Source organism: Amycolatopsis melonis (genome assembly GCF_040064235.1).
GTDB lineage: Bacteria > Actinomycetota > Actinomycetes > Mycobacteriales > Pseudonocardiaceae > Amycolatopsis > Amycolatopsis melonis.
In genome coordinates, this window is the sequence record NZ_JBDZYD010000022.1 from 39,646 (window position 1) to 51,404 (window position 11,759).

An 11,759-nucleotide genomic window follows, 5' to 3' on the forward strand; every position below is an offset into this window, starting at 1 on the left:
TTGTCGTGAGTGAGAAACAGGGTTAGAACACTGTTTCCCACTCACGACGGGACCTCTCGTGGCCGGCAGCTCAGCAGCACCGGCTTTCCCTCCACCACCGAGAACTCCGCGGTCACCGGCATCCCGAGCCGCCGGGCGACCGCCACGGCCAGTGCCCCGATCTCCTGCAGAGCCTTCACCCGCAGCACCGGCGCGCGCCGCCGCAGTTCGGCGATCTTCTCCGTGTGGCTGCCGCCGTCCGCGGTCATCGTCGCCGTCGGCTTGTCCGCCACCCGGTACTCGTGGACGGCCAGCCGCCGTCCCGTCAGCACGATCAGGTCCGGGTACAGCGGCTCGGACAGCTGCTCGGCCAGGCCGAGGAACGCCTGCGCCCGCACGCGTTCGCCGTCCGGGGCCGCCTGCGTGAGCACCGTCGCCTCCGGGGCCGTGAACCGCTGCAGCGCGAACGCCAGCCGCGGGAACTCCGGCGGGCCGTCCTCCGCGAGGGCAAGCAGCTCCAGCATTCCTTCCGCGACCGTGCCGGGGACGAGGTTGACGAACACCGGCCCCACCGGCACGTCGGCCGCTCGCGGGCGGATCTGCCATGCCCGCAGCGAAACCGGCTCCTCGACCAGGCTCGCGTACTCCGCGAACGGGGCGGGCCGCCGCCGGGCCAGGTCCTGCCAGTGCGCGAGCGGCGCCGTCAGCACCACCGTTTCGGGCACCGTGGCCAGGTCGACGGCGTGGTGCAGCGCACGGACGCCAGGACCGGCGAACCGGTCGTCACCGCAGCGCTCGTCCGTGACCGGCAGCCACTGCACCTCGTCCGCCCCGCGGGTCATCGGCCGGCGGAACGGACGCGTTCCCCGCTCAGCGCGAGCACGCGGCTCAGCGCGTCACGCAGCTCGTGTTCCGGGGCTTCGGGCAGCTCGCGCGCCCGCCACGCGACGAACCCGTCCGGCCGGACGAGGACCGCGCCGCGCGAGGTGACGCCGTACGCCGTGGCCCAGCGGCCGTCCGGGTCGTCGAACTCGACGCCGATGCGGTGCACGTTCAGCGCGAGGCCGAGCCCGGCCGCGGCCGCCTTCGCGGCGGCGGCCCAGCCGACGCCGTCCGGGCCCGCCAGCACGGTGAACGCCCCGGTGAACAAGTCCAGTGTGGACAGTTCGGTGCCGCCCTGCTCCAGCCGCACGTGCGGGGCACGCAGCCCTGGCTCGCCGGTGGGGACCCGCGGGTCCTCGACCGGCCGCCCGGACCCGGCGAGCACCGCCGCCGACGTGTAGCGGTAGCCGAAGATCATCGCGAGGTCGTCGATCTTGGTGGTGTCGCCGGCGCCTTCGTGCCGGTCGTGCAGCAGCTGCATCGCGGCTTCCAGCGTCAGCCGGGCGACCGGGCGCCGCTCGTCCTCGTAGGTGTCCAGCAGCGCGTCGCCCGCTCCCTGCGTCAGCACGGCGGCGAGCTTCCACGCGAGGTTGTGCGCGTCGGCGATGCCGGTGTTCGCGCCGTAGGACCCGGACGGCGGCACGACGTGCGCCGCGTCGCCGGCGAAGAACACCCGCCCGGCGCGGTAGCGGCGCGCCACCCAGCCGCCGATCGTCGTGGTCGACACGATCCGGTCCGACCCCGGCATCGACGGGACGAGCCGGACGTCGGCGTCCGGGATGCCGATGGCCTGCCGGGCCAGCTCGACGCACCGCTGCTCGGTGAAGTCCGCCGGGCTTTCGCCCAGCTCGGGCCCGTAGGGCACGGCCAGCGCCCACCGGCCGAACTCCCGCAGCGGGATCAGCGTCGAGCCCTTCACCGGCCGGTCCAGGTAGGCCAGCAGGAACCGGCGGCCCTGCAGCGCGGCCCCGAGGTCGGCGTCGAAGACGAAGTTCGCGACCCGCAGCAGCACCCCCGGCCCGTCGGCGCCGATGCCGAGCCGGTCGCGGACCCCGGCGCGGTGACCGTCCGCGGCGACGACGTAGGCGGCCCGGATCCGGTGGTGCGCCCCGGTTTCCAGGTCGCGCACCACCGCCGTGACCCCGTCGCCGCGGTCGGTCAGCGCGACCAGTTCGGTGCCGAACCGCACGTCCGCGCCGCTGTCCTCGGCGCGGGCACGCACGATCCGTTCCAGTTCGTCCTGGTCGATCATCTCCCATTCCGCCGGGCTGAGGGACGCCGGCGGCCGGGCCTTGGCAAGCACGTCGAACCGGAAGTGCTCGCGCCCGGCCAGCGTCTCCACCCCGATCATGTCGGGCATGTCGGTGAGGATCGACGTCCGCTCCCGGATCGCCGCCGTGAGCCCCAGAGCGCGGTAGATCTCCATGGAGCGCGGGTTGAACGCCCGCGCCTGGGGCAGCACGGCGGTGGAGGGGTGACGTTCGACCAGGATCGGGCGAACCCCGAGCCGGGCCAGGAAGAGCGCCGTGGACAGGCCGGTGATGCCGCCTCCGACGATCAGCACCGGAGTCTCGTGGTTGCCCGATCCGGTCATCGCGCCGACGCCTCCGCGTGCTCGCCGGCGGTCTCGGCGGCCTGTGCCGCCGCCTGCTTCTTGCCCGGCAGCGCGGCCGTGAACAGCAGCGCCAGCACCAGCACCCCGACGCTGACGGCGATCGCGCTGACCGTCGCCGACTCGAACCCGTTGCCCAGCCGCGAGAAGAACACCGTGCCGAACAACGCGATGCCGGTGGCGGTGCCGAGCTGGACCGTGGTGTTCACCAGCCCGGACGCGGCGCCCGCCTGCTGCATCTGGATCTCCGACATCGACACGCCGAACAGCGAGTTCAGCACCGCGCCCATGCCGAGCCCGAAGCCGATCACCGGGGCCAGCAGCGCCCAGACGTTCAGGTCGTGGCCCAGCGCCTGGACGACGACCGCGATCGCGACCAGGCTGGCCAGCAGCACCACGATCGAGACGGCGGTGAACGCGCGGCCGAGCTTCGGGGCCAGCTGCATGCCCATGACGTTGCCGACCACGATGCCGATCGTCGACGGCGCGAACGTCAGTGCCGCCTCCAGCGGCGAGAACCCGAGGCCCAGCTGCAGGTGCAGGGTCAGGATGAAGAACACGCCGACCGCGGTGTTGATGCAGAGCATGACGGCCTGGCCGCCGGAGAGGCTGCGGTACTTCAGCAGGGCGGGCGGGACCAGCGGCTCGCCGCCGCGCTTGGCCAGCATCCGCTGGTGCAGCGCGAAGATCGCGAACAGCGGGACCGCGGCGACCATGAGCACGATCGACCAGGTCGGCCAGCCCAGCTCGCGGCCCTGGACCAGCGGGTAGAAGATCGCGAACAGCCCGGCGGTCAGCAGCAGCAGGCCACCGAAGTCCATGCGGTGCCGGAAGAACCCGGGACGGCTCGGCATGGTGACCAGCGCGCCGATCAGGGCGATCACGCCGATGGGCAGGTTGACCAGGAAGATCGCGCGCCACCCGGTGTCGAACAGGTTGGCCTGGGTCAGCACGCCGCCCAGCAGCGGGCCGGCGAGGCCGCCGATCGGGAACGCGCCCGCGTAGAAGGTCATCGCCTTCGGGCGTTCCTTCTCGTCGAACTCCGAGTGGATGAACGACAGGACCTGCGGCACCATCAGCCCGGACCCGACGCCCTGGATGACCCGCGCGGCGATCAGCACGCCGACGTGCCCGGCGAGCCCGGCCGCCAGCGAAGCGCCGGTGAACACGACCATGCCCGCCAGGAACAGCTTCTTGGTGCCGTGCCGGTCACCGAGCCTGCCGCCGGTGATGAGGGTGAGCGCGAACCCCAGTGCGTAACCGGCGGAAATCCACTGCAGCGCCGAATCGCCCGTGCCGAGCTCCCGCTGGATGGTGGGCAGCGCCACCGCCACGATCTGGTTGTCGATCATGTCCACCAGGACGGCCAGGACGGCGACGGCGAGCGCCCACCACCTGAGCGGATGCTTCTCCACGACGTACTCCTTTTCCCACAGTGCAACTCGTCCTCTCAATAATCAACGAGGCGCCCCACTGTGTCAACTACCTGTTTGATTAAGTCGATCAAGAGGCTAACCAGCTCATCCGCGAGTTCAGTCACCGGGGTCCCCGCCGACGTCATGAACGGGTCTTTCACCGCGTCGGACGCCCTGAACGAGTCGTTCAGGGCGTCTGACGGCCGCGGTCAGCCCCGGCCAGGACGGCACAAAAAAGCTCGCACCGGCCGACGGCCGGTGCGAGCGACAGGGCCGCCACCGCTGCGGAGCGGCTACCAGGCGACCGGCACCTCGTGGGCGCCGTAGATCTGCATGTCGGTGCGCATCGGCACCTGCTCCAGCGGCACCGCCAGGCGCAGCTGCGGCAGCCGCTGCGCCAGCTTCGAGAACGCGATCCGCATCTCGATCCTGGCCAGCTCCTGTCCAAGGCACTGGTGTGCGCCGTAGGCGAACCCGACGTGCCGCTTGGGCTTGCGGGTGATGTCGAAGACCTCGGGGTTCGGGAACTGCGCGGGATCCCAGTTCGCCGACTCGGTCGACAGCAGGATCGGGTCGCCCGCGCGGATGTGCCGCCCGCCCAGCTCGATGTCCGTCTTCGCCGTGCGGGGCAGGCAGAACGGCCCGACCGTCAGGTAGCGCAGGATCTCCTCCACCGCGCGCTCGGCCAGTTCCGGTTGCCGGCACAGGGTTTCCCACTGGTCGCGGAAGTGCAGCAGGGTCAGCGCGCCGAGGCCGATCATGTTCGCGGTCGTCTCGTAGCCCGCGATCATCATCAGGTTCCCGATGGCCACCAGCTCGTCGTCGGTGAGCGGGACGCCGTCGTCGGGCACGGCTTCGATGAGGCTGCTGATCAGCTTGCCGTCCGGGTGCGCGCGCTTTTCGCGGACGAGCTCGCGCATGTCGTCCGACATCCCGGTCATGGCGTCGAGCAGCGCCTCCTTCGTCCGCTCGAGGCTCATGATGACGTGCGTGCGTTCCTGGTAGAGCTTGCTGTCCTCGTACGGCATGCCGAGCAGCTCGCAGATCACCAGCGACGGCACCGGCTGCGCGAACTCCGGGATCAGGTCGGCGGGCGAGCCGCCGTCGACCAGGACGTCCAGCTGGTCGTCGACGATCTTCTCGATCCGCGGCACCAGCGACCGCAGCCGCTTGACGGTGAACATGCCGGTCATCAGCTTGCGGTAGTGCGTGTGCTCCGGCGGGTCCATCCCGATGAACGACACCCCGAACCCGGACGCCAGGTACTCCTCGGGGCTGAGGGTGACCGACGTGACCGAGGTCTGGAACTTCCGCTGCGCACTCACGTCCGGGTGCACCAGCACGGTGGTGACGTCCTCGAAGCGGGTGACCAGCCAGCCGGTGTTCCCGTCCGGCAGGGCCACCTCGCTGACCGGGGCTTCTTCGCGCAGCCGCGCGTACTCGTCGGGCGGGGCCAGCGGGCACCGCCGGGTCATCGGCACCGGCTTCGGCTCGGTCTGCGTCATCGGCTTGCTCCCTTCTGCGGTCGGCGGGTCAGATGTCGAGCGTGATGCCGTAGTGCTTGAGCCAGGTGTTCATCTGCAGCACCATTTCGACGTTCATCCGGCTCGGCCAGTCCTGCGAGACACCCTTGGGGTGCCGATAGACCTCGTTGACGGCCTGCTGGTCGAGCAGCGGCAGGATCGGCGCGTCCGGATCGGACAGTGTCTCGGCGAGCAGGGCGTGCAGCGCCTCGGTGTAGGCCGGGTCCTGGGTGACCGGGTAGGGCGCCTTGCGCCGCTCGATCACCGACGTGGGCAGCAGGTCCTTCACGGCGGCACGCAGGATGCTCTTCTCGCGGCCGTCGAACGACTGGAACTCCCACGGCGTGTTGTACATGTACTCGACGAGCCGGTGGTCGAGGAACGGCAGCCGCGCCTCCAGCCCGCACGCCGCGGCCAGCCGGTCACCGCGTTCGAGCAGCATCGGCAGCCAGCGCATCAGCTTGACGTAGCGGACCGTCCGCATCAGGCTCTCGTACTCGCTTTCCCCTTCCTGGTGCGGGGTTTCGCGCAGCGCCTGTGCATAGGTCTCGCGGTAGTAGGTGTCCATGTCGAGCTTCTTGAGGAAGCCGTCGTTGAACAGCCCGCGGCCCTGGCCCTTGACGCAGCCGGGCACCCGCTTTTCGTTGGCGATCCAGGGAAAGGTGCCGGAGCGGACGAGTTCTTCGTCGTGCATCCAGCGGAACCCGCCGAAGACCTCGTCGCCGACCTCGCCGGTCAGCGCGACGATCGAGTGCTCGCGGGTGGCCCGCATCATCAGCAGGTGCGAGGCGTCCATGTCGCCGGCGGTGGTCGGCATGTCCTGCGCGGTGAGCGCGGCCAGCCGGACCTCCGGGTCCATCAGGTCGCGCGTGTCGAGCACCAGGTGGATGTGCTCGGCGCCGACGTGCTGGGCGAGTTCGTCGGCGAACGGGCCGTCGGCGGTGTCGCGGGTGTCGTCCGGCTTGAAGTTCTCGCTGTAGCCGACGTAGGTGGTGGTGACGCTGCGGACACGTTCGCCGTTCTTGCGCAGCCAGCTCGCGGCGACTGCGGTAACGGCGCTGGAGTCGAGGCCACCGGAGAGCAGCGTGCAGAGCGGGACGTCGGCGGTCAGCTGGCCGAGGACGATGTCTTCGAGCAGCTGCCGGGTGTGCGAGATGGTGTTGGGCAGGTCGTCGGTGTGCGGCTTGGCTTCCAGCTCCCAGTACGTCCGGTCGACGACGCCCTTGCGGCTGATCGACAGGGTGTGGCCGGGCCGCAGCTGGTCCTGGTCGCGGAAGACGGCCTCGCCGGGCCGCTTGGCGGTGGAGAAGACCTCGCGCAGGCCGTCGAGGTCGACGGTCGCCTTGGTCAGCGGGTGCGTCAGCAGCGCCTTCGGTTCGGAGGCGAAGATGATGCCTTCGGGCTGCAGGCTGTAGAACAGCGGCTTGATGCCGAACCGGTCCCGGACCAGCAGCAGGGTTTCGGTGCGCAGGTCCCAGACGCCGAAGGCGTACATGCCTTCGAGGTGCTTGCCGCAGTCGGCACCCCACTCGAGGTAGGAGCGCAGCACGACCTCGGTGTCGCTGCGGGTGCGGAAGCGGTGCCCCCGGCGTTCGAGTTCGTTGCGCAGTTCCTTGAAGTTGAAGACCTCCCCGGAGTAGGTCAGCACGGCGATGGTCCGCCCGTCCTCCTCCGCGAACATCGGCTGGATACCACCGGCCAGGTCGATCACCGAGGTCCTGGTGTGCCCGATCGCGACGTCGGCGGCGCACCAGACCCCGCGGGCATCGGTGCCGCGGTGCTTCTGGGCCTCGTTCATCGCGTCGATCGTGGCGCGTTCCCCGGACAGATCACGTCCGAAGTCCACCCACCCGGCGATACCACACATGCTGGCCTCCATCTGGTCGTTCGGCTCAGGCCGAGCCTGTCGACCACGGCTCGAACCCGCCTCGACAGCACCTCGGAGGGGGTCGGGAGGAGACCAGGGGAAGCGCCCCAAGGTGGCCTTCGGTGCGCTGAATCAGCACCGCGGCGCGAAGCGCCTCCGTTGAGGGCGGTGGCGGGGGCATGGATGGAGCAACCAAGGCCACCTTGGGGCGTTTGGGGACCGCCGGAGTCAGGCGTGGTTGCGGAAGCCGAGCACCGTGCGCATGTACATCGGCCACAGGTACGGCATCGCGTCGTTCTCCGAACCCAGCAGCTCCTCGGCGTAGCACCGGGTGATCGGGTGGAACTCGAAGCGCACCGGGCCGTCCTCGACCATGTCCTTCTGGATGCGCAGCAGCCCGTGCCCGACCAGGCGGGCCAGCAGCGCCTCCGCGCGTTTCGGCGGGCAGTCGAGCCGGACCGCCGCCTCCACCGCCGTGAACGAGCCCGTGCCCAGCGTCGGGAGCAGGCGGAACGCCGTCTGGGCCGGTGGCGGCACCGTCCGGTAGCTGCCCGCCAGCCGCGACCGGACGTCGAGCTGGTTGAACTGCAGCAGGTCCAGCGGCCGGTTGCTGGTCTCCAGGTGCTGGCGCATGTTCCGCACCGGCCAGCCCGGCACCGACCGCAGCCGCGCGCCGAGGCACCGGACCGCCAGCGGCAGGTACCCGCACAACGCGACCAGGCTGCGTGCCTCGTCGCGTTCGGCGGCGATCCGGTCGCGGCCGACGATCACCGACAGCATTTCGAGGCTTTCCTCGCCGGTCAGCGGCTCGAGGTCGATCGTGTGCGTGCCGGCCAGGCCCTGCAGCCCGGAGCACGCGGTCGCGACGACGGCACACCGCGGCCCGGCCGGCAGCAGCGGCTGGACGTCGGCGTCCGAGAGCACGTCGTCGAGCACCACCAGGACGCTGCGGTCGACGCTCCAGCTGCGGAACATCGTCGCGCGCTCCTCGACGGTGTCCGGCAGCCGGTCGGCGGGAAACCCGATCGCACGCAGGAACTGGCCAAGCACCTCGTTCGGGCCGGTGCCGGACGTGCCGAACCGGGCGTAGAACTGGCCGTCGCCGAACGCCTGCCGCAGCCGGTGCGCGACCCGGATCGCGAACGCCGACTTGCCGACGCCGGGCATGCCCATCACCGACACGATCCGCAGGCCGTCGTCGGTGCGTTCGGCGGGCGAGAGCCACTGCACGGCCGAGCTGATCAGCTCGGCGCGGCCGGTGAAGTCGGCGATGTCGTTGGGCAGCTGCGCGGGCGCGTCGACCTGCACCCGCTCGGCGGGCACCTCCGGCGCCGGCCGCGCCTCGGCCTCCGCCGTCAGCAGCGAGCGGTGCAGGCGCTGCAGGTCGGGCGACGGTTCCAGGCCGAGCTCCTCGACGAGCCGGGCGCGGAACCGCCGGTAGACGTCGAGGGCCTCGTCGCGGCGCTGGCACCGGTGCAGGGCGAGCATCAGCTGGCTGTGGAACCCCTCGTGGAGGGGCTGGGTCATGGTCAGTTCCTTCAGCTCGCTGACCAGGCCGCGGTGCCGCCCCAGCTGCAGGTCGGCCTCGATCCGGCCCTCCAGCGCCCGCAGCCTGCTCTCCTCCAGCCGCACGGCGTACGCGCTGAGCAGCTCGCCGGTCTCGACATCGCTCATCGCCGGGCCGCGCCACAGCCGCAGGGCGTGCCGCAGCAGCTCGGTGGCCTCCCCGGGTTCACCGTTCTCCAGCGCGGCACTGCCCTGCTGGGCCATGTGCTCGAACTGGATCTTGTCGACGGCCTCCGCCGCGATCTCCAGCCGGTAGCCGTGCCAGCCGGTGTGCAACCCGGCGGGCTCGTGCCCGGATTCCTTGGGGAACAAGGACTTCCGCAGCCGGTGGATGTACGTCTGCACGGTCACCTGGGCACTGCGCGGCGGATCCGCGCCCCAGACTTCGTCGACGAGGTCGGTCGTCGACACGAACTGGTTGGCCCGCACGATCAGCAGCGCGAGGATTTCCCGTAGCTTGGGCGCGCTCGGCGTGATGTCCCGCTCATCGGACAGCACGCACAGCGGACCCAGCAGCTTGAATTGCAGCAACACCCGACCATCCCCCAGATGACGATTCCGGTCACCGAATCCTCGGCTCACGGAAATGTGTTGCGATCACCCACGAAAGTCAGCGTCGAATCGACACCTCCCCAGGCCCGCACGCCGAACATCGTTGTTTATCGCAGGTAGGTTTTCCGCATCCAGCGCAGCGCCCGGACGCCCCAGTTCCCCATCGACCACCACCCCAGGCGACACATTCGTAGATCGACTTGTGCCGCAAGCAGGCTACCCGGCGTCGTCACCCGAGGTCAACCCGCATACAGTGCGCAACCACCGGATCGGCCGCGGCCCGCGCGGCCGCCCTGTCCACCACCTCCTGCCGGTTTTGCCGGATTCACGAAGCCTGCTCCTCGTGTTCGGACAAATGAGACGTCCCACGTTTACGCCGTTCGGAGCAGACAACGCCGAATGATCACGCCGTGCAATTCATGATCAATCCACCGTGATCGAATCGCTGTCGAAAAGGCAAACGCAGGGCCAACCCCGCATTACCGCGAAATACACTTCGGCTGTCACCCCAACGGACCAGTGTTTCGGTCAGGCGAACGATGGAATTCCACTGTGGATCACCCGAGCACCTCCCGCAGCTTCTTCGCGAAGGCCTCGGGCTGCCCGGCGTAGCCGAACTCGCCGCCGAGGAACCCGCCGTGGTGGCTCGGGAAGACGACGGCCTCCTGCCCGAGCAGCCCGGCGGTCGCCAGCGCAGCACGCCCGGTCATGACGTCCCGTGACTCTTCACCGACCCCGATCACGATGCGCGTGGGCGCCGCGAGCAGCGCGTCGACGTCGGGCCGGAACGCGGTGACGGCGAGGGACCGTTCGGTCAGCAGCGGGTCGTCCCGGCGGCCGTCGTCCTCCACCGGCAGGCCGAACTGGGCCGGGTCCGCAGGCGGGAGAGCGAAGTAGGCGTCGGTGAACTCGCCCTGCCACGACGTCATCGCGATGAAGGCCGCCATCCCGGCACCGAAGCCCTTGGCCTGGTAGGCGTCCCGGATCGCCTGGCCTGCCCGTTCGGCGGCCGCGGCGTCGGGCAGCGCCGTGACGAGCGGCGGCTCGTGGGCGACGAGGGTGCTGACGTCACCGGGGTGCGCGGTGACCAGCGCGAGCGCCGTGACGGCACCCCCGCTGCTGGCGAACATCTCGACGGGCCCGCCGCCGAGCGCCTGGATGACGGCGTGGATGTCCGCCGCCTGGACGGCGGGCACGTGGTCCTCCCGCCCGTCCTTGCGGACGCTGCGCCCGAGCCCCCGTGGGTCGTAGGTGACCACGGTTCGTTCGGGGAAGAAGGAGGCGAGGGTGCCGAACCCCTCGGCGGCCATCGGCTGCCCGACCATGAGCAGCGGCCGCGGGCTGTCGGCGGGCGAGGGCCCGTGGATGTCGTAGACGATGTCGGCTTCGGACGTTTCGAGTGTGTGCGTCGTGGTCATGGGCTGCTCCCCTGGTCGTCGGATCGGGGAGGAGCGTAACCGGGGGTACCGACAGTTTCGGGGCGTGCGCTTGAGTGGCCGACCGGACTCGCACCGGCTTCACCCGGGGCCACAGCCCGGGGCCTCGTCTCCTTCGGCATCGGCCACGGTGGAAGACGTGGGTGTCGAACCCACCGGGGCGATCGTGCAAGGATCACCCGCGCTCCGGCGCGTCTCCCGTTCCGGTGTTTCGTAGCGCGTCCGGGAGTCGAACCCGGGTCCCCCGGGTGAGAACCGGGAATCCGTACCGCTGGACCAACGCGCCGTGCCCCCGGCAGGAGTCGAACCTGCGACCTGCGGCTCCGGAAGCCGCTGCTCTGTCCCGCTGAGCTACGGAGGCGCACCCGCGTCGCCCGCACTGGTTTGCGGCCGAGACGAGCGCGGAGAAAAGTCTTGTGGACACACGAAAAAGCCGCCCTGACCAGGTTTCCCCGGCGGGCGGCTCCCATGCCGTGACTACGTCACGGCGGAGAGCCGGGTCCGGGCGGCCGGAGCACACCGGCGATCACGGCGATATGCCGCGCTTCTCGCCTCTGCGTGTGCGTCATGCCGGCTCCTCGGTTCGTGGTGGACACATCGTCGCCGACACGGCCGGGCGAGGGCAACGCATTTACCGGCGGCCACGGCGAAGGCGAGGAAAGCGATCAAAGCCGGTCGCGTCATCCGGCACCCCTCCCACGCAGTGAGGGAGATGCCCATTGCGAGGAGGAGAGGGAGCCGGCAAGGGGGCTCGAACCCCTGACCTTCTGTTTACAAGACAGATGCTCTACCAGCTGAGCTATACCGGCCTGGCACCGAAGCGCCGACCCCAGTGTATCGGGCCCGGTTCCAAGATCCGTCCGGGAGGCAGGATCCGCAGCTCGAGGCCACTATGGAGCAACGTGGTGGACGCCACTTGATGATCCG

The 11,759-nt window shown here is 70.3% G+C and carries 7 protein-coding genes and 3 tRNA genes; all 10 read right to left on the bottom strand.

Annotated features, from left to right (window positions below):
* Positions 1-41: 41 nt before the first annotated feature.
* The gene (locus tag ABJI51_RS41890; protein ID WP_348956768.1) at positions 42-821 is read right to left on the bottom strand and encodes a hypothetical protein; all 780 of its coding nucleotides are present in this window, start codon (positions 819-821) and stop codon (positions 42-44) included.
* Complete coding sequence (locus ABJI51_RS41895) at positions 818-2,455, bottom strand: FAD-dependent oxidoreductase (protein WP_348956769.1); 1,638 nt, start codon at positions 2,453-2,455, stop codon at positions 818-820. The genes ABJI51_RS41890 and ABJI51_RS41895 overlap by 4 nt, the downstream gene beginning before the upstream one ends.
* Positions 2,452-3,888 (bottom strand): MFS transporter, encoded by a 1,437-nt coding sequence (locus ABJI51_RS41900; protein WP_348956770.1) that lies wholly within the window; start codon positions 3,886-3,888, stop codon positions 2,452-2,454. The genes ABJI51_RS41895 and ABJI51_RS41900 overlap by 4 nt, the downstream gene beginning before the upstream one ends.
* Positions 3,889-4,181: 293 nt before the next feature.
* Positions 4,182-5,393 carry a cytochrome P450 gene (locus tag ABJI51_RS41905; protein ID WP_348956771.1) on the bottom strand — a complete coding sequence of 404 codons (1,212 nt, stop codon included), beginning with the start codon at positions 5,391-5,393 and terminating at the stop codon, positions 4,182-4,184.
* A gap of 28 nt (positions 5,394-5,421) precedes the next feature.
* Positions 5,422-7,290: an asparagine synthase (glutamine-hydrolyzing) gene (gene asnB, locus ABJI51_RS41910; protein WP_348956772.1), complete on the bottom strand. Its 1,869-nt coding sequence runs from the start codon at positions 7,288-7,290 to the stop codon at positions 5,422-5,424.
* Between the two features lie 216 nt (positions 7,291-7,506).
* Positions 7,507-9,378: an AfsR/SARP family transcriptional regulator gene (locus ABJI51_RS41915; RefSeq protein ID WP_348956773.1), complete on the bottom strand. Its 1,872-nt coding sequence runs from the start codon at positions 9,376-9,378 to the stop codon at positions 7,507-7,509.
* Positions 9,379-9,953: 575 nt separating this feature from the next.
* Positions 9,954-10,814 (bottom strand): alpha/beta fold hydrolase, encoded by an 861-nt coding sequence (locus tag ABJI51_RS41920; protein WP_348956774.1) that lies wholly within the window; start codon positions 10,812-10,814, stop codon positions 9,954-9,956.
* 232 nt (positions 10,815-11,046) lie between these two features.
* A tRNA-Glu gene (locus ABJI51_RS41925) sits at positions 11,047-11,118 on the bottom strand.
* Between the two features lies 1 nt (position 11,119).
* Positions 11,120-11,193, bottom strand: a tRNA-Arg gene (locus ABJI51_RS41930).
* A gap of 375 nt (positions 11,194-11,568) precedes the next feature.
* A tRNA-Thr gene (locus ABJI51_RS41935) sits at positions 11,569-11,641 on the bottom strand.
* Between the last annotated feature and the right edge of the window lie 118 nt (positions 11,642-11,759).